The sequence below is a fragment of the Streptomyces sp. F001 genome, assembly GCF_004187715.1.
Taxonomy (GTDB): domain Bacteria; phylum Actinomycetota; class Actinomycetes; order Streptomycetales; family Streptomycetaceae; genus Streptomyces; species Streptomyces flavusporus.
In genome coordinates, this window is sequence record NZ_QZWF01000001.1 from 1509808 (window position 1) to 1528535 (window position 18728).

12 protein-coding genes and 2 pseudogenes are annotated in these 18728 nt (G+C 71.3%); 7 read left to right on the forward strand and 7 right to left on the reverse strand.

Features of this window, described 5'->3' with window-relative positions; genetic code table 11:
* Positions 1-31: 31 nt before the first annotated feature.
* The 3 genes from StrepF001_RS06985 to StrepF001_RS06995 form a co-directional block, all read right to left on the reverse strand.
* A complete protein-coding gene (locus StrepF001_RS06985; RefSeq protein ID WP_129797361.1) occupies positions 32-1495 on the reverse strand; it encodes a glutamate synthase subunit beta in 1464 nt (487 codons plus the stop codon).
* The gene (gltB, locus tag StrepF001_RS06990; protein WP_206306784.1) at positions 1488-6083 is read right to left on the reverse strand and encodes a glutamate synthase large subunit; all 4596 of its coding nucleotides are present in this window, start codon (positions 6081-6083) and stop codon (positions 1488-1490) included. The genes StrepF001_RS06985 and gltB overlap by 8 nt, the downstream gene beginning before the upstream one ends.
* A 407-nt stretch (positions 6084-6490) precedes the next feature.
* Complete coding sequence (locus StrepF001_RS06995; protein WP_129797362.1) at positions 6491-7222, reverse strand: VIT1/CCC1 transporter family protein; 732 nt, start codon at positions 7220-7222, stop codon at positions 6491-6493.
* A gap of 230 nt (positions 7223-7452) precedes the next feature.
* Between StrepF001_RS06995 and StrepF001_RS07000 the strand changes: the two genes are divergently transcribed.
* From StrepF001_RS07000 to StrepF001_RS07025, 7 genes and pseudogenes are all read left to right on the forward strand, one after another.
* Positions 7453-8649 (forward strand): ADP-ribosylglycohydrolase family protein, encoded by a 1197-nt coding sequence (locus StrepF001_RS07000; RefSeq protein WP_240797295.1) that lies wholly within the window; start codon positions 7453-7455, stop codon positions 8647-8649.
* Positions 8603-9716: pseudogene (locus StrepF001_RS07005) on the forward strand (ADP-ribosylglycohydrolase family protein). Before StrepF001_RS07000 ends, StrepF001_RS07005 begins: the two are co-directional and overlap by 47 nt.
* 8 nt (positions 9717-9724) lie before the next feature.
* A complete protein-coding gene (locus tag StrepF001_RS07010; RefSeq protein WP_129797363.1) occupies positions 9725-10909 on the forward strand; it encodes an ADP-ribosylglycohydrolase family protein in 1185 nt (394 codons plus the stop codon).
* A pseudogene (locus StrepF001_RS47315) lies at positions 10897-11181 on the forward strand (ADP-ribosylglycohydrolase family protein); the annotation flags it as partial. The gene StrepF001_RS07010 and the pseudogene StrepF001_RS47315, both read left to right, overlap by 13 nt.
* A 131-nt stretch (positions 11182-11312) precedes the next feature.
* Complete coding sequence (locus StrepF001_RS07015; RefSeq protein WP_240797316.1) at positions 11313-12419, forward strand: ADP-ribosylglycohydrolase family protein; 1107 nt, start codon at positions 11313-11315, stop codon at positions 12417-12419.
* Between the two features lie 4 nt (positions 12420-12423).
* A complete protein-coding gene (locus StrepF001_RS07020; protein WP_129797364.1) occupies positions 12424-13614 on the forward strand; it encodes a CoA transferase in 1191 nt (396 codons plus the stop codon).
* On the forward strand, positions 13611-14429 hold the full coding sequence (locus tag StrepF001_RS07025) for a CoA ester lyase (RefSeq protein ID WP_129797365.1): 819 nt from the start codon (positions 13611-13613) through the stop codon (positions 14427-14429). Before StrepF001_RS07020 ends, StrepF001_RS07025 begins: the two co-directional genes overlap by 4 nt.
* 79 nt (positions 14430-14508) lie before the next feature.
* Here the strand turns inward: StrepF001_RS07025 and lgt are convergent, their stop codons facing one another.
* The 4 genes from lgt to trpB form a co-directional block, all read right to left on the reverse strand.
* Positions 14509-15426 (reverse strand): prolipoprotein diacylglyceryl transferase, encoded by a 918-nt coding sequence (gene lgt, locus StrepF001_RS07030; RefSeq protein WP_129797366.1) that lies wholly within the window; start codon positions 15424-15426, stop codon positions 14509-14511.
* An 82-nt stretch (positions 15427-15508) separates the two neighbouring features.
* Positions 15509-16285 carry a thioredoxin domain-containing protein gene (locus StrepF001_RS07035; RefSeq protein ID WP_165396166.1) on the reverse strand — a complete coding sequence of 259 codons (777 nt, stop codon included), beginning with the start codon at positions 16283-16285 and terminating at the stop codon, positions 15509-15511.
* Positions 16286-16371: 86 nt separating this feature from the next.
* On the reverse strand, positions 16372-17199 hold the full coding sequence (gene trpA / locus StrepF001_RS07040; protein WP_129797368.1) for a tryptophan synthase subunit alpha: 828 nt from the start codon (positions 17197-17199) through the stop codon (positions 16372-16374).
* On the reverse strand, positions 17196-18482 hold the full coding sequence (gene trpB / locus StrepF001_RS07045; protein ID WP_129797369.1) for a tryptophan synthase subunit beta: 1287 nt from the start codon (positions 18480-18482) through the stop codon (positions 17196-17198). The genes trpA and trpB overlap by 4 nt, the downstream gene beginning before the upstream one ends.
* Positions 18483-18728: the final 246 nt, after the last annotated feature.

Consider the following 18728-nt stretch of genomic DNA (forward strand, 5'->3'; position numbering starts at 1 on the left):
ACGTCTTGTGAGGTGTCGTTCCCCGGAACCGTCAGACCATCAGCGCGCGGTCCGTCGGACGGATCGGCGCCGGCAGGTCGCTGGCGCCGGTCAGGAAGCGGTCGCAGCCGCGGGCGGCCGAGCGGCCCTCCGCGATCGCCCACACGATGAGCGACTGGCCGCGGCCGGCGTCACCGGCGACGAACACGCCCGGCACGTTCGTCTGGAAGTCGGCGTCGCGGGCGATGTTGCCGCGCTCGTCGAGGTCCAGGCCGAACTGGTCGACCAGCCCGTTCTCCCGGTCGGTGCCGGTGAAGCCCATGGCGAGGGTGACCAGCTGGGCGGGGATCTTGCGCTCCGTGCCCGGCTTCTGAGTCAGCTTGCCGTCGATGAACTCCACCTCGGTGAGGTGCAGCCACTGGACGTTGCCGTCCTCGTCGCCCTCGAAGTGGGTGGTGGAGACGGAGTAGACCCGCTCACCGCCCTCCTCGTGCGCCGAGGTGACCTTGTAGAGCATCGGGAAGGTCGGCCACGGCTGGGCGGCCGGGTTCCGCTCCTCGTTCGGGCGGGGCATGATCTCCAGCTGCGTCACGGAGGCCGCGCCCTGACGGTGGGCGGTGCCCACGCAGTCGGCGCCCGTGTCGCCGCCGCCGATGACGACGACGTGCTTGCCCTCGGCCGAGATCGGCGGGGCGACGTAGTCGCCCTCCTGGACCTTGTTGGCCAGGGGCAGGTACTCCATCGCCTGGTAGATGCCCTTGAGCTCGCGGCCGGGGACCGGGAGGTCACGCGCCGTGGTGGCACCGGCGGCGATGACGACCGCGTCGTAGCGCTTCTTCAGGTCCGTGGCCTTCAGGTCGCGGCCGATCTCGATGCCGGTGCGGAAGCGGGTGCCCTCCGCGCGCATCTGCTCGATACGGCGGTTGATGTGCCGCTTCTCCATCTTGAACTCGGGGATGCCGTACCGGAGGAGGCCTCCGATGCGGTCCGCGCGCTCGTAGACGGCGACCGTGTGGCCGGCCCGGGTGAGCTGCTGGGCGGCGGCCAGGCCCGCCGGGCCCGAGCCGATGACCGCGACCGTCTTGCCGGACAGGCGCTCGGGGATCTGCGGGGCGACGTCACCGGTCTCCCACGCCTTGTCGATGATCGAGACCTCGACGTTCTTGATGGTGACGGCCGGCTGGTTGATGCCGAGCACACACGCCGACTCGCAGGGAGCCGGGCACAGGCGGCCCGTGAACTCCGGGAAGTTGTTCGTGGCGTGCAGGCGCTCGGAGGCGGCCGCCCAGTCCTCGCGGTAGGCGTAGTCGTTCCACTCGGGGATCAGGTTCCCCAGCGGACAGCCGTTGTGGCAGAACGGGATGCCGCAGTCCATGCACCGGCTGGCCTGCTTGCTGATGATCGGCAGCAGCGAGCCGGGGACGTAGACCTCGTTCCAGTCCCTGACGCGCTCCTCGACGGGGCGGGACCTGGCGACCTCACGGCCGTGGTTCAGAAAGCCCTTCGGGTCAGCCATTGATCGCCGCCTCCATCATCTTCTCGGTGATCTCGGACTCGGAGAGACCGGCTCGCTCGGCGGCGTCCTTGGCGGCGAGCACTGCCTTGTACGTGCTGGGGATGATCTTGCTGAAGCGCTCCACGGACACGGACCACTCCGCGAGCAGCTTCTCGGCGACCGTGGAACCGGTCTCCTCCGCGTGCCGGCGCACCACGTCGTGCAGCCACTGCTTGTCGGTGTCGTCGAGCGCCTCGACCGACTCCACGTTGCCGACGTTGACGTTGTCGCGGTCGAGGTCGATGACGTACGCGATACCGCCGGACATACCGGCCGCGAAGTTGCGGCCCGTCTCGCCGAGCACCACCGCGTGACCGCCGGTCATGTACTCGCAGCCGTGGTCGCCCACGCCCTCGGAGACGACCAGTGCGCCGGAGTTGCGGACGCAGAAGCGCTCGCCGACCTTGCCGCGCAGGAACATCTCGCCGCCGGTCGCGCCGTACGCGAGGGTGTTGCCCGCGATGACGCTGTACTCGGCGAGATGGTCGGCGCCCCGGTCCGGGCGGACGATGATCCGGCCACCGGACAGGCCCTTGCCGACGTAGTCGTTGGCGTCGCCCTCCAGGCGCAGTGTGACACCGCGCGGGACGAAGGCGCCGAACGACTGGCCCGCGGACCCGGTGAAGGTGATGTCGATGGTGTCGTCGGGCAGACCTGCGCCGCCGAACTTCTTCGTCACCTCGTGGCCGAGCATGGTGCCGACCGTGCGGTTGATGTTGCGGATGGCGACCTGGGCGCGGACCGGCTGGGCGTCGTTCGCCGAGTCCACGGCGAGCGCGTCGGCGGCGAGCTTGATCAGCTCGTTGTCGAGCGCCTTCTCCAGGCCGTGGTCCTGCTCGATCAGCTGGTGGCGCACCGCACCCTCGGGCAGCTCGGGCACGTGGAACAGCGGAGCCAGGTCCAGGCCCTGCGCCTTCCAGTGGTCGACGGCCCGCGTGACGTCGAGGGCCTCGGCGTGGCCGACGGCCTCCTCGATGGAGCGGAAGCCCAGCTCGGCGAGGATCTCGCGGACCTCTTCGGCGATGTACTGGAAGAAGTTCACGACGTACTCGGCCTTGCCGGTGAAGCGCTCGCGCAGGGTCGGGTTCTGCGTGGCGATGCCGACCGGGCAGGTGTCCAGGTGGCAGACGCGCATCATGACGCAGCCGGAGACGACCAGCGGCGCGGTCGCGAAACCGAACTCCTCGGCGCCGAGCAGCGCGGCGATGACGACGTCACGGCCGGTCTTCAGCTGGCCGTCGGTCTGGACGACGATGCGGTCGCGCAGGCCGTTGAGCAGCAGCGTCTGCTGGGTCTCGGCAAGGCCGAGCTCCCAGGGGCCGCCCGCGTGCTTCAGCGACGTCAGCGGCGAGGCACCCGTACCACCGTCGTGACCGGAGATGAGCACCACGTCCGCGTGCGCCTTGGACACACCGGCGGCGACCGTGCCGACGCCGACCTCCGAGACCAGCTTCACGTGAATCCGCGCCTGCGGATTCGCGTTCTTCAGGTCGTGGATCAGCTGGGCCAGGTCCTCGATGGAGTAGATGTCGTGGTGCGGCGGCGGGGAGATGAGCCCCACACCCGGCGTCGAGTGCCGGGTCTTCGCCACCCACGGGTACACCTTGTGGCCGGGCAGCTGGCCGCCCTCGCCGGGCTTGGCGCCCTGGGCCATCTTGATCTGGATGTCGTCGGAGTTGACCAGGTACTCGGAGGTCACACCGAAGCGGCCCGACGCCACCTGCTTGATCGACGACCGGCGAGCGGCGTCGTACAGCCGCTCCGGGTCCTCGCCGCCCTCACCGGTGTTGGACTTGCCGCCCAGCTGGTTCATGGCGATGGCCAGGGTCTCGTGCGCCTCCTTGGAGATGGAGCCGTACGACATGGCGCCCGTCGAGAACCGCTTGACGATCTCGGAGACCGGCTCGACCTCGTCGATGGAGATCGGCTGCCGGTCCGACTTGAAGCCGAACAGACCGCGCAGCGTCATCAGCCGCTCGGACTGCTCGTTCACGCGCTCCGTGTACTTCTTGAAGATGTCGTAGCGGCCCGTACGGGTCGAGTGCTGGAGGCGGAAGACCGTCTCCGGGTCGAACAGGTGCGGCTCGCCCTCGCGGCGCCACTGGTACTCGCCGCCGATTTCGAGGGCCCGGTGCGCGGGCGCGATGCCACTGGCCGGGTACGCCTTGGCGTGCCGGGCGGCGACCTCCTTGGCGATGACGTCGATGCCGACGCCGCCGATCTTGGTGGCGGTGCCGTTGAAGTACTTCTCCACGAAGGCCTCGTCGAGACCGACGGCCTCGAAGACCTGGGCGCCGCGGTAGGAGGCGACGGTGGAGATGCCCATCTTGGACATGACCTTCAGCACGCCCTTGCCGAGGGCGTAGATCAGGTTGCGGATGGCCTTCTCAGGGTCGGTGCCGGGCAGGAAGGTGCCCGCGCGGACCAGGTCCTCCACGGACTCCATGGCCAGGTACGGGTTGACCGCGGCGGCGCCGTAGCCGATGAGCAGGGCGACGTGGTGGACCTCGCGGACGTCACCGGCCTCGACCAGCAGGCCCACCTGGGTGCGCTGCTTGGTGCGGATGAGGTGGTGGTGGACGGCCGCGGTGAGCAGCAGCGACGGGATCGGCGCGTGCTCGGCGTCCGAGTGCCGGTCGGAGAGGACGATCAGGCGGGCGCCGTTCTCTATCGCGGCGTCGGCCTCGGCGCAGATCTCCTCGATACGCGCGGCGAGGGCGTCGCCGCCGCCGCTGACCCGGTACAGGCCGGACAGGGTCGCGGCCTTCATGCCGGGCATGTCGCCGTCGGCGTTGATGTGGATGAGCTTGGCCAGCTCGTCGTTGTCGATCACCGGGAAGGGCAGCACGACGCTACGGCAGGAGGCGGCCGTCGGCTCCAGCAGGTTGCCCTGCGGGCCCAGCGACGAGCGCAGGGAGGTGACCAGCTCCTCGCGGATCGCGTCCAGCGGCGGGTTGGTGACCTGCGCGAACAGCTGAGTGAAGTAGTCGAACAGCAGCCGCGGGCGGTCGGAGAGGGCCGCGATCGGCGAGTCCGTACCCATCGAACCGATCGGCTCGGCACCGGCCTTGGCCATCGGGGCGAGGAGGACGCGCAGCTCCTCCTCGGTGTAGCCGAAGGTCTGCTGGCGGCGGGTGACCGAGGCGTGGGTGTGCACGATGTGCTCGCGCTCGGGCAGGTCGGAGAGCTCGATCTCGCCGGCCTCGAGCCACTCGGCGTACGGGTTCTCGGCGGCGAGCTCGGCCTTGATCTCGTCGTCCTCGATGATGCGGTGCTCGGCGGTGTCGACGAGGAACATGCGGCCCGGCTGCAGGCGGCCCTTGCGGACGACCTTGGCGGGGTCGATGTCGAGGACGCCGACCTCGGAGCCGAGGACGACGAGGCCGTCGTCGGTGACCCAGTAGCGGCCCGGGCGCAGACCGTTGCGGTCGAGAACCGCGCCGACCTGGGTGCCGTCGGTGAAGGTGACGCAGGCCGGGCCGTCCCAGGGCTCCATCATCGTGGAGTGGTACTCGTAGAAGGCGCGCCGGGCCGGGTCCATGGAGTCGTGGTTCTCCCACGCCTCCGGGATCATCATCAGCACCGAGTGCGGAAGCGAACGTCCGCCGAGGTGCAGCAGTTCGAGGACCTCGTCGAAGGACGCCGAGTCGGAGGCGTCGGGCGTGCAGATCGGGAAGACCCGCTCCAGCTTCTCCGGGGAGCCGAACAGCTCGGAGTACAGCTGGGACTCGCGGGCCCGCATCCAGTTGCGGTTGCCCTTGACGGTGTTGATCTCACCGTTGTGCGCGACGAAGCGGTACGGGTGGGCCAGCGGCCACGACGGGAACGTGTTCGTCGAGAACCGGGAGTGCACGAGCGCGATCGCGGAGGCGAACCGGCGGTCGGACAGGTCCGGGAAGAAGGGCTCCAGCTGGCCGGTGGTCAGCATGCCCTTGTAGACGATGGTCCGCGCGGACAGTGACGGGAAGTAGACGCCGGCCTCGCGCTCGGCGCGCTTGCGCAGCACGAAGGCCTTGCGGTCGAGCGCGATGCCCTCCGAGACGCCGTCGGTGACAAAGACCTGCCGGAAGGCGGGCATCGTCGAACGGGCGGTGGCACCGAGCAGTTCGGGGGCGACGGGGACCTCGCGCCAGCCGAGGACGGTCAGGCCCTCGTCGGCGGCGATCGTCTCGATCTGTGAGACGGCGTCGTCGGTCCCGTCCTCCGGCAGGAAGGCGATGCCTACGGCGTAGGCGCCGGCCTCGGGCAGCTGGAATCCGGCCACCTCGCGGAGGAAGGCGTCGGGCACCTGGGCGAGGATGCCGGCGCCGTCTCCGGAGTCCGGCTCGGAGCCGGTGGCCCCGCGGTGCTCGAGGTTGCGCAGAACCGTGAGCGCCTGCTCGACCAGCGCATGGCTCGCCTCGCCGGTGAGGGTGGCCACAAAGCCGACGCCACAGGCGTCGTGCTCGTTGCGGGGGTCGTACATACCCTGCGCAGCAGGGCGAGCATCCATGAAGGACCAGTTCTGGCCATTCGTGGACTGCTGGGACGGCTGGCGCGGCGTACGCATCGGCTCTCCCGTCGTCGTCATGTGGCTTGAGGTCCTCCCAGGCCTTCGGCTCTGGGGGAAAGGGTGCCGAGGGACGACGCTGGCCCTCTGCGTGAGATCTCCGATGAGACCAAAATTTCGTGCAGGTTACATGATGGAGCGGTTCTCGGGAACCGGATACTCCGTTCCAACATGCGGACGCCGCGGGTGGCGGCGGGGTGCCGCACACAGGCGGCAGAGGTATGGGGGCCAAAGCGGACAGATCGGTGTCCGACGACCCGAAAGATCAGGGAAGCAGCGTCGCCGCCCCGAGGGTGCGCCGCAGGCCTCATTGCCCACAGCGCTTACGGCTCATGCCCCGCGGTTAAGCATTCGAAACCAGCAAGTAACGGCTACTTATGCGGCCCGACGCATAAGTCCGAGCAGCTTTATCCTACGGCCGTTCCGAACAGACTGCCCAGGGCGTACGTCACACCGGCCGCCGCGCCACCCAGGGCGAGCTGCCTGAGCCCGCTGTACCACCAGGTCCGCGCGGTCACCTTGGCCACTACGGCACCGCACCCGAAGAGCCCGAGCAACGCGAGCAGCACGGCGGGCCACAGCGCGGTCGCTCCCAGCAGATACGGCAGTACGGGGAGCAGGGCGCCCAGCGCGAAGGAGCCGAAGCTCGACACGGCGGCGACCAGCGGCGACGGCAAGTCCCCGGGATCGATGCCGAGTTCCTCGCGGGCGTGGATCTCCAGCGCCTGCTCGGGATCCTTCGACAACTGCCGGGCGACCTCCCGGGCCAGTCCCGGCTGGACGCCTCTCGCCTCGTAGAGCGCCGCGAGCTCGGCCTCCTCGTCCTTCGGGTGCTTGCGCAGCTCGCGCCGCTCCACGTCCAGTTCGGCCTCGACGAGCTCGCGCTGCGAGGCGACGGAGGTGTACTCACCGGCGGCCATCGAGAAGGCGCCGGCAGCGAGGCCCGCGAGTCCGGTCAGGACGATGGTCTGCTGACTCACCGCGCTGCCCGCGACGCCGGTCATCAGGGCGAGGTTGGAGACCAGGCCGTCCATCGCGCCGAAGACGGCGGGGCGCAGCCAGCCGCCGTTCACGTCCCGGTGCGTGTGGTTGTCGCGGTGCGCCTCGTGCAGCGCCGCCTCTGTCTCGATGATGGCCATACCAGTCCCCCTGGAAGTCAATTTGGACGAGATCTACTTTTCGACAACGCCCAGACTACGTCGCGAATTTCCCGCCCGCCAGCAAGGAAAGGCTGGGCTAACCTGCGGTTTTACCGTTTCTTGCTCATCCGTTCGAAGCTCCGCTCAGATGTCGACCGGGTGACGCTGAGGCCCATGAGGCTGCGCCGCACACCGCACCGGGGACAGATCCGCAAAGAGAGGAGGCCGCGATGGCATCGATCGCCTGCATTCCCTCGGTCCCGGCTCGCGAGGACACCGCCGGACTCCGCGACCGGGCCCGCGGCGCCCTGCTCGGCCTCGCCGTCGGCGACGCCCTCGGCGCACCCGCGGAGAACCTGAAGCCCTCCGAGATCCGCGCCCGCTGGGGCCGCATCACCGGTTACGTCGCCGACCAGCCGTCGGGCACGGACGACACCGAGTACGCGATCTTCTCCGGCCTGCTGCTCGCCCGGCACGGCTCCGCCCTCACCCCCGCCCACGCCGAGGCGGCCTGGCACGCCTGGATCGCCGACCGCGCCGAGGGGCCCTTCCGCGGCGCCGGCTTCAGCGAACGCGGCACGCTGGAGAACCTCCGCCGCGGCCTCGCCGCGCCCATCTCCGCCCAGCACCGGCACGCCTGGAGCGACGGCCTCGCCATGCGGGCGGCACCCTTCGGGGTGTTCGCCGCGGGCCGCCCCGCCGAGGCGGCCCGGCTGGTCGCGATCGACGGCTCGGTCAGCCATGACGGCGAGGGCATCTACGGCGGGCAGGCGGTCGCGGCCGGGGTCGCGGCGGCGATGGCGGGCGCCCCGACGGTCGCCGTCGTGGCCGCGGCCCTGGCCGTCGTCCCGGACGACTCCTGGACGGCCCGCTCACTGCGCCGGGCCGTGGCCGTCGCCCACCGCGGCGAACGTGCGGTCCGCTCCGCCGTCGTGATCGGCGGCTACCCCTGGACCGACCTCGCGCCCGAGGCGGTCGCCCTGGCCTTCGGCGCGTACGCCGCGGCCGACGGCGACTTCAAGGGGGCCGTCCTCACCGCCGTCAACATGGGGCGCGACGCCGACACCACCGCCGCGGTCGCCGGCGCCCTGGCCGGTGCGACGCAGGGCGCCGGCGCCGTCCCGGCCGAGTGGGCGGCGGCCATCGGCCCGGCCCGGGGCACCTGTCTGCCGTCGATGGCGGGCCACCACGTGCTGGACGTGGCGGATCTGCTGACGCCTCCAGAGGCGGACGTCGGGGGGAACGGGGACCCCCTACCGCACGGTGATCCCGCGGAAGACCCCGATCTCGTACGGGACACCGCCCCCCTGCGCGCCGACGCCGCCCCGCCCTCCGACCCCGCCGCCTACGTCCTCGCCGCCGACGAGGACGAGTGCGGCCATGAGCCGCCGGGTCGAGGGGATGCTGCTGGGCCTCGCCGCCGGTGACCCGCCGGCTGGCCGGCCGCCCGGCACCGGCCGCCCCGGATGCCGAGTGGACCCGGCGCCTCACCCGCGAGCTGGACACCTTCGCCGAGAACAATGCGACCACCACCCTCCCCGTCCCCATCGCCCTCAACCAGCCCCCGGAGCCGCTGCGCCTCGGCCCCTCCGACGACGCGGAGTGGGCGGTGTTCGCGGCGGAGGTGGTACTGCGGGCCGGCGACGACAGCACCCTCGGCGATCTCAGCCGGGACCGCCGGATACGCGCCGCCATCGACCTGACCTGGAGCGCCGTCGCGAGCGAAGTGGCGGCGGCCGCCGAACGCGCCCCAGAGATCGAGTCCGCCGTACTGCCGCTGCGCGCCCGTATCTCCGTCCGGGCCGGCCTCGGCAACCTCGCCGCCGGCCTGCGCCCGCCCGCCACCGGCCACGACAACCCGCACTACTTCGACGACGCGGCCTGCGTCCGGGCCTGCGTCCTCGCCGTGGCCCACCCCGGCGACCCCGTACTCGCCGCCTCCCTCGCCGAGTTCGACGCCCGCTACACCCAGGACGGCGACGGTGTGCACGGCGCCCGCGCGATGGCCGCCGCGGTGGCGCTCGCCCTGACCGGTGCGGAACCGGCCGCGTGCGTGAGCGCCGCGCTCGCCGAACTGCCCGAGGAGACGGAGATCGGCCGCAACACCCGCCACGCGCTGAAGCTGGCGGCGGACACCGAGAGCGCCTTCGCCCTGGTCCCCCTCCTGGAACACCAGATCGTCGACCACGTCTACAGCTACGGCATCGCCGCCGCCGAGACGGTCCCGGTCGCCCTCGCCCTCGCCGCCGCCTCCGCCGGCCGCATCCGGGATGCGGTGCCCGCGGCGGCCTGTCTGTCCCGGGTCGCGGACTCGGCCCCAGCCCTGGCGGGCGCCCTGACCGGCGCGCTGGGCGGCGGCGCGGCGATCCCGGCGTCCTGGCGCGACACCTGCCGCACCCTGCCCGGCTGTGTCCTCCCTCGCCTCAACGGCACCGACCTGGTGGAACTCGCCGAACTCCTGGAAGCCGCACAACCGGCCCCACCGGGAGGATGATTCGGGGCATGACGCCCAAAGGAGAAGAAAGCCGAGCGCACAGTCCGCACTCTCTCGACGACCGGATCGCCGGCGCCCTGGTCGGCGCGGCCGTCGGCGACGCCCTCGGCGGCCCCGTCGAGGGCTACTCCCCCGACCGGATCGTCGAACGCCACGGCGGCCGCGTCCACGGCATCGTCGGCCCCTGGAACGGCGCCGACTGGCGCACCGCCCGCCCCATCGCCCCGTACCACAAGGGCGACGGCCACGTCACCGACGACACCCTGCTGACGCACGCGCTGGTACGGGTCTACGCGCAGGTCCGCGACCACCTCGACGCCTACGCGATCGCCGACCACCTGGTCCCCGACCTGATGACGACCCCGCGCTGGATCCCGGAGCTGGAGACGGAGGCACTCCCCCTGCACCGGATCTTCCTGGCGGAGAAGTGGCTGGTGGCGAGGCTCCACTACGGCCATGTGGACCCGCGGGAGGCGGGCGTCGGCAACATCGTCAACTGCGGTGCCGCGATGTACATGGCCCCGGTCGGCCTGGTCAACGCGGCCAACCCGGCGGGCGCCTACGCCGAGGCGCTCGACCTCGCCGGCGCCCACCAGTCGTCGTACGGCCGCGAGGCGGCGGGCGTCTTCGCGGCGGCGGTGGCCGCGGCGTGCACACCGGGGGCGACGCCGGACTCGGTGGTGACCACATGCCTGGAGCTGGCGAAGGACGGCACACGGGCGGCGATCGAGCAGGTCTGCGAAGTGGCGTCCCACCACAGGGGCTTCGAGTCGGCCCTGACACCGCTGCGCGACGCGGTGGCCCCGTACGACACCGTGGGCCCCGACTACCGCGCCCCGTCCCTGGGCGCCCGCCGCCCCTCGCGCCTCCACTCGATCGAGGAACTGCCCGTTGCCCTGGGCATGTTGGTCGTGGCGGGCGGCGACTACCGCCAGGCGGTTCTCGGCTCGGTGAACTACGGCCGCGACTGCGACTCGATCGCCACGATGGCCGGCGCTCTGGCCGGCGCCCTGGGCTCACCGGTCCCGGAGGACTGGTCGAAGACGGTCGCCGAGGCCAGCCGCCTCGACCTCTGGGAACCGGCCCGCACTCTGACCGAAGTCACCCGGGAGATCTTCAAACGGGACGTACGCCGGCGCCGTACCCACGAGCAGATGTTCACTGCGCTGGGAGGCACCGCATGCTCCGACTGACCTGGGTCCAACCGGAGGACCTGATCGGCCACGAGATCCGCCAGGCACACCAGGACGGCCGCGAACCCACAGCGATCGCAAAGCGCTGGGAGGCAGCGGGCGGCCCGAAGTCCCCCCACCGCGCAGGCGCCTCCCCCCAACCGGCCTCACGCTACCTGCGCCAACTGGCAGAAGACCTCCTGGACGAACTGGCCGACCTGCCCAGCAGCTTGACGGAAACCGAGCCAACGGACCTGTCGAAGATCAGGGCTCTGTGTCCCCACTGGCCGGCACATGCCGTCAGTCCGCGGGCATTCGTGCCTCCCCCAGTGCCTGAAGGGCCTGGGGGGACCCCCAGGGCGATGGGGGTCCCCCCGCTCGAGCGAAGCCGAGAGTGGGGAGGGTGGGCGCTGGGGTCCCCCCTCTGGGGAGGCACCCCGCCAGCGCCGGGCAGCGTACCCGCCCCGACCCCAGCCCCACCCAGGCCAGCCTGGAAGCCGCCTGGCTCGGCAGAGCCGTCGGCTGCCTCCTGGGCAAACCAGTCGAAAAACTCCCCCTCACCGCCATCCGTCAACTAGCCCAAGCAACCGGCAACTGGCCCCTCACCACCTACTTCACCGCCCAGGGGGTCCCCTCCGACCTCCTGTCCACGCACCCCTGGAACCGCCGCTCGGCCCACACCTCCCTCGCCGAGAACATCGACGGCATGCCCGAGGACGACGACCTCAACTACCCCCTCCTCAACCTCCTCCTGCTCCAACGCCACGGCAGAAACTTCACCACCACGGACGTAGCCACCCTCTGGCTGGACGAACTCCCCGCCGGCCGCACCTTCACCGCCGAACGCATCGCCTACCGCAACCTCCTCACCGGCATCGAACCCCCGCACACCGCCCGCCACCGCAACCCCTTCCGCGAATGGATCGGCGCCCTGATCCGCGCCGACATCCACGGCTGGACCAACCCCGGCGACCCGGCCGCCGCTGCCGAACAGGCCCACCGGGACGCCACCCTCACCCACACCGCCAACGGCGTCTACGCAGCGATGTTCACCGCCGCCACCATCGCCACCGCGGCCACCGGCACCACGGGCATCCACACCAGCCTGCGCACCGGCCTCTCCGTCGTCCCTCCGCACTCCCGCCTGGCCGACGCCGTCCACCACGCCATCCAACTGGCCGAATCCCACGAGGACTTCGACACGGTCGTGGACGAACTCCACGCCCGCCACGCCGACCACCACTGGGTTCACGCCATCCCCAACACCGCCCTGATCGCCGCCGCCCTCACCCACGCGGACGGCGACTTCACGGGCTCCATCTGCCGTGCGGTGTCCGGTGGTTGGGACACCGACTCGAACGGCGCGACGGCCGGCAGCATCGCCGCCCTCCTCGTCGGCACCCCCGCCGCTCTCCCCGACCGCTGGACCAGCCCGCTGAAGAACCGCCTGTCCACCACCGTCGGCGACTTCAACGGCACCGGCTTCGACACCCTGGCCCACCTGACCCACCTGGAGGCCCTCCGCCCATGACCCCATGAGCACCCCGCCCCTGACCGGTCTTCGCGTCCTCGACATGGCCACCCTCTTCGCCGGTCCCCTCGCCGCCACCATGCTCGGCGACTTCGGCGCGGAGGTCGTCAAGATCGAGCACCCCACCAGGCCCGACCCCTCCCGAGGCCACGGTCCGGCCAAGGACGACATCGGACTGTGGTGGAAAATCCTCGGCCGCAACAAGCGCACCATCACCCTCGACCTCTCCAAGCCCGGCGGCCGCGCCACCCTTCTCCGCCTCGCCGCCACCGCGGACGTCATCATCGAGAACTTCCGCCCCGGCACCCTGGAGAAGTGGGACCTCGGCTGGCCGGAACTGTCGGACGCCAACCCCCGCCTGGTACTCACCCGCGTCACCGGCTTCGGCCAGTTCGGCCCGTACGCGCACCGCCCCGGCTTCGGCACCCTCGCCGAGGCGATGAGCGGCTTCGCCGCGATCACCGGCGAACCGGACGCGCCGCCCACCCTCCCGCCCTTCGGCCTGGCCGACTCGATCGCGGGCCTGGCGACGGCGTACGCGGTGCTGACCGCCCTCGCCGCCCGCGACCGCACCGGCGAGGGCCAGGTCGTCGACATGGCGATCATCGAACCGATCCTGACGGTGCTGGGCCCCCAGCCGACCTGGTACGACCAGCTCGGCCACATCCAGCCCCGCACCGGCAACCGCTCCCAGAACAACGCTCCGCGCAACACCTACCGCACCGCCGACGGCACCTGGGTCGCCGTCTCGACCTCGGCCCAGTCGGTGGCGGAACGTGTGATGCGCCTGGTCGGCCGCCCCGACCTGATCGACGAACCATGGTTCGCCACGGGCGACGGACGGGCCCGCCACTGCGACGTCCTCGACAAGGCGGTGGGCGACTGGATCGCGCAACGCACCCGGACCGAGGTCCTGGCCGCCTTCGAGAAGGCGGAAGCGGCGGTGGCACCGATCCAGGACGTACGCGACGTGATGACGGACCCGCAGTACGCGGCCCTCGGCACGATCACCACGGTCGACGACCCCGATCTGGGCCCGCTGCGCATGCAGAACGTCCTCTTCCGTCTCTCCGCCACTCCCGGCGCGATCCGCTGGGCGGGCCGCCCGCACGGCGCGGACACGGACGCGGTCCTCACCGAACTGGGCCTGACCCCGGCCGAGTTGACGGCGCTGCGCACGGAGGGCGCGCTGTGATCTCGCTGACCTGGCTGTACGTTCCCGGTGACCGCCCGCGCATCGTCACGAAGGCCCTCGCCTGTGGCGCCGATGTCGTCGTGATCGACCTGGAGGACGCGGTCGCTCCGGACCGCAAGGACTACGCCCGCGCGGCCACCGCGGAGCTTCTCTCCGAGGCCCAGCCGGTGCCGGTGCACGTCCGTGTGAACGCCGTGGGCACACCCCTGGCGGCGGCCGACCTGAAAACGGTGGCCTCGCTCCCGGGGTTGTCGGGCCTGCGCCTGCCGAAGGTGACGTCGGCCCGGCAGGTCGTGCAGGTGGCCGAGTCCACGGCCGCCGACGCGGCACCTCCCCTGTACGCCCTCCTGGAAACGGCGCTGGGCATCGAGCACGCCCACGCCGTCGCCCGCGCGCACCCGTCCCTGCGCGGTATCGCTCTGGGCGAGGCGGACCTCAAAGCCGACCTGGGCGTACGCGCCGACAGCGGCCTGGACTGGTCCCGCTCCCGCGTCGTCGTCGCCGCACGCGCGGCGGGCCTGCCGCCCCCGTCCCAGTCCGTCCACCCCGACACCCGCGACCTCGACGGCCTGGCGGCGAGCTGCGCCCACGGCCGGGCCCTGGGCTTCCTGGGCCGCGCCGCCATCCACCCGCGCCAGCTTCCGGTCATCGAGCGGGCCTACCTCCCGACACAGGAGGAGATCGAGAAAGCCGAAACCATCGTCAAGGCAGCGGCCACCAACCGGGGCGCGCAGGCCCTGCCCGACGGAACGTTCATCGACGCGGCGGTCGTCACAGCGGCGAACCGAACCCTGTCCCTGGCCCACCGCCACTGAGTCCCGGTCCTCGGCACGAACGAGGGCGCCCGGAAAACTCCGAGCGCCCTCATCGACGTATGAGACGTACGACCGATCGTCACGTCTTCTTCGTGGACCCGGCCCCGTCCTCGACCTCGGACTTCGCATCGGCCCCGTCCTCGACCTCGGGCTCACCGTCGCCCTCGTTGCCCCCGTCGGCGGCAGCCGGCTCCACCACGGCCTCCCGGCCCGGCCGCTTCCTGGCCGACAGCACGATGTAGACCACGGCGAGCAGGAACACCAGCAGCGCGGTCCAGTTGTTCAGCCGCAGGCCCAGGATGTGGTGGGCGTCGTCGACGCGCATGTACTCGATCCAGAAGCGGCCGGCGCAGTACGAGGCGACGTACAGGGCGAACGCGCGGCCGTGGCCCAGCTTGAAGCGGCGGTCGGCCCAGATCACCAGCACCGTGACGCCGATGCACCACAAGGACTCGTACAGGAACGTCGGGTGGTAGTACCCCGGCACCCGGCCGTCCGCCGTGGACGTGATGTGCACCGCCCAGGGGAGGTCGGTCTCCCGCCCGTACAGCTCCTGGTTGAACCAGTTGCCCCAGCGCCCGATCGCCTGCGCGAGGGCGATACCGGGGGCGACGGCATCGGCGTACGCGGGCAGCGGGATACCGCGACGGCGACAGCCGATCCATGCGCCCAGCGCACCGAATGCGATCGCACCCCAGATGCCCAGGCCGCCCTCCCAGATCTTGAAGGCGTCCACCCAGTCACGGCCCTCGCTGAAGTACAGCTGGTAGTCCGTGACCACGTGGTAGAGCCGGCCGCCGATCAGGCCGAACGGAACGGCCCAGACCGCGATGTCGGCAACCGTTCCGGGCCGTCCGCCGCGGGCGATCCAGCGCCTGTTGCCGAGCCACACGGCCACGAAGACACCGATGATGATGCAGAACGCGTAGCCGCGCAGCGGAATGGGGCCGAGGTACAGCACTCCGCGCGACGGGCTGGGAATGTAGGCAAGTTCCATGGCAGGGTCGACGCTACCCTGCCGGACACACCCGACGGCGGGCGGCCCGGCTACGGCTCCATAACGAGCAGCGGCCCGCGTCTCACCCCTGCGCGGCCTCCTGCACCTGCTGCTTCAGCTTCGCGGGCGTCATCGACTGGTCCTCGAAGATGTTCTTGCCGTTGAGCAGCACGGTCGGCGTGCCCGAGAAGCCGCCCTTGGTGAAGGCCTCGGCGGACTTGTCGACCCAGCTGTTGTGGGTGCCGTCCTCCACACACCTGCGGAAGGCGGGGGTGTTCAGGCCCTGCACCTTGCCAGCCAGCTCGATGAGCCTGGCGTTGTCCCCGAAGGCGTCGTCGGTCTCCGGCGGCTGGTTGTCGTACAGCACGTCGTGGTACGCGACGAACTTGCCGACGTCCTGGGCGCAGGCCGCGGCGTTGGCCGCGTTGCGGGAGCCGCTGCCGCCCATGCCGCCGTCGATGATCGTGGCCAGCCGGTACTCCGCTCTCAGCTGCCCGGCGTCCGTCAGTTCGTGGATCGTCGAGCGGTACTTCGTCTCGAAGGACTTGCAGGCCGGGCAGCGGAAGTCCTCCCAGATCGTGAGCGTCGACTTCGCGTCCTCCCGGCCGACCGGGATGACGAGGTTGTCGTCGCCGTTCGCCCCCGAGGGGGCCACGACCGGGCCCGCGCTGTCGTCGCCTTCGTCCTTGCCGGCGTTCGCGGCGATCACGCCGATCACCGCCGCAAGGCCCAGGACGCAGACGACTGCCGCGCCCACGATCAGCGTCCGCCTTCGCTTCTCCGCGGCCTTCTGCTTCTCACGCTCGACCGCCAGCCGCTCCCGGGCGGTGCGCTTTCCGTCACGGTTCTTCTCGCTCACACCCCGCAGAACGAACCGGGGAGGCGCACCGCGCCTCCCCGGCCCCAGGTCCACTCGTTCGAGTGACCGATTTTCTGATACGCCTGTCAGCTTTCCGTAAGCACCTGTCCGCGTACGCCCTTGGCCAGCTCACCCGCGAGCCCGCGGACGGCCTCGATGGCGGCCGCGTGGTCCGGGGCGTCCAGCATCCGCTTGACGAAGGCGGAGCCGACGATCACGCCGTCGGCGAAGCCGGCGACCTCGGCGGCCTGGGCGGCGTTGGAGACGCCGAGGCCGACGCAGACGGGCAGGTCGGTGGTGGCGCGGGTGCGCTGCACCAGATCCTGGGCCTGCGCGCCCACGGTCTCCCGGGTGCCGGTGACGCCCATCAGGGAGGCGGCGTAGACGAAGCCGCTGCCCGCCCTGGTGATCTCGGCGAGCCGCTTGTCCTTGCTGCTGGGCGCCACGACGAAGACCGTCGCGAGGCCGTGCTTCTCGGCGTGCTCCCGCCACAGCGCCGACTCCTGCACGGGCAGGTCGGGCAGGATGCATCCGGCCCCGCCCGCCTCGGCGAGCTCGGCGGTGAAGCGCTCGACGCCGTAGCGGTCGATGGGGTTCCAGTACGTCATGACGAGGATCGGCTTGCCGGTGGCCTCGTGGGCCTCGCGGACCGTCCGCATCACGTCGGCGATCCTGACTCCGCCGCGCAGGGCGATGTCGTCGGCGGTCTGGATGACGGGGCCGTCGAGGACGGGGTCGCTGTGCGGCAGACCGACCTCCACGATGTCGGCGCCGCCGTCGAGGACGGCCCTGACCGCCTCGATGCCGCCGTCCACGGTCGGGAAGCCGGCCGGGAGGTAGGCGATGAGGGCGGAGCGGCCCTCGGCCCTGGCGGCGGCGAGGGTGTCCGTCAACAGCTGGATGTTGCCGCTCACTTGGCGTCCCCCTGGATCTCGGCGGCGCCGCCGCCTGCATCGGCGGCGACCTCGGCGTCGGTGTCGTACAGGCCGAAGTAACGGGCGGCCGTGTCCATGTCCTTGTCGCCGCGCCCGGACAGGTTGACCACGATCAGCCCGTCCTTGCCCAGCTCCCTGCCGACCTCCAGGGCACCGGCCAGCGCGTGGGCGCTCTCGATCGCCGGGATGATCCCCTCGGTCTGCGACAGCAGGCGCAGCGCCTGCATCGCCGCGTCGTCGGTGACGGCGCGGTACTCGGCGCGGCCGATGTCCTTGAGGTAGGAGTGCTCGGGGCCGATACCGGGGTAGTCCAGTCCGGCCGAGATCGAGTACGGCTCGGTGATCTGGCCCTCGTCGTCCTGGAGGACGTACGACCGTGAACCGTGCAGGATGCCGGGCTCTCCCGCGGTCAGGGTGGCCGCGTGTTCGCCGGTCTCGACGCCGTGTCCGGCGGGCTCGCAGCCGATGAGGCGGACGTCGGTGTCCGGGATGAAGGCGTGGAAGAGACCGATGGCGTTGGAGCCGCCGCCGACGCAGGCGATGGCGGCGTCGGGGAGCCGGCCGGCCCGCTGAAGGAGCTGGCGCCGGGCCTCCACGCCGATGACGCGGTGGAAGTCGCGGACCATGGCCGGGAAGGGGTGGGGCCCGGCGACGGTGCCGAACAGGTAGTGGGTGTGGTCGACGTTGGCGACCCAGTCGCGGAACGCCTCGTTGATGGCGTCCTTGAGCGTCCGGCTGCCGGACTTCACGGCGATGACCTCGGCGCCGAGCATGCGCATCCGGGCCACGTTGAGGGCCTGACGGCGGGTGTCGATCTCACCCATGTAGATGGTGCACTCGAGCCCGAACAGCGCGCAGGCCGTCGCCGTCGCCACGCCGTGCTGGCCGGCGCCGGTCTCGGCGATGACGCGGGTCTTGCCCATGCGCTTGGTCAGCAGGGCCTGCCCGAGCACGTTGTTGATCTTGTGGGAGCCGGTGTGGTTGAGGTCCTCGCGCTTGAGGAACACCCGGGCACCACCCGCTTCCGCGGCAAAACGAGGGACCTCGGTGAGCGCCGACGGGCGGCCCGTGTAGTTGACGAGCAGGTCGTCGAGCTCGCGGGCGAACTCGGGGTCGTGCTTGGCCTTGTCGTACTCGACGGCCACCTCGTCCACGGCGGCGACGAGGGCCTCCGGGATGAACTTGCCGCCGAACGCGCCGAAGTAGCCTTCGGCGCTGGGGGTTTGACCCTCCGGGTCGGGGATGAAGAAGTCGCTGGGCATACGGAAACCTCACGGTGAGTGTGTTGTTTGCACTAATCGCCGTGGGGGCGGGGCTTTGTCAGGCGGCCGCAGGCCGACTGTGGCTTGTCGCGCAGTTCCCCGCGCCCCTGAAGGTTGGCTGCTGCCATCGCATGCCGTTGACTTGCCCCGGCTCATCACCGATCACGTAACGCACCCGGCGTCCGTGCACCCTGCGCGCGGGCGCGCGGCAGCCACGGGGACGGCAGCCGCGCGCGAGGCGGGCGT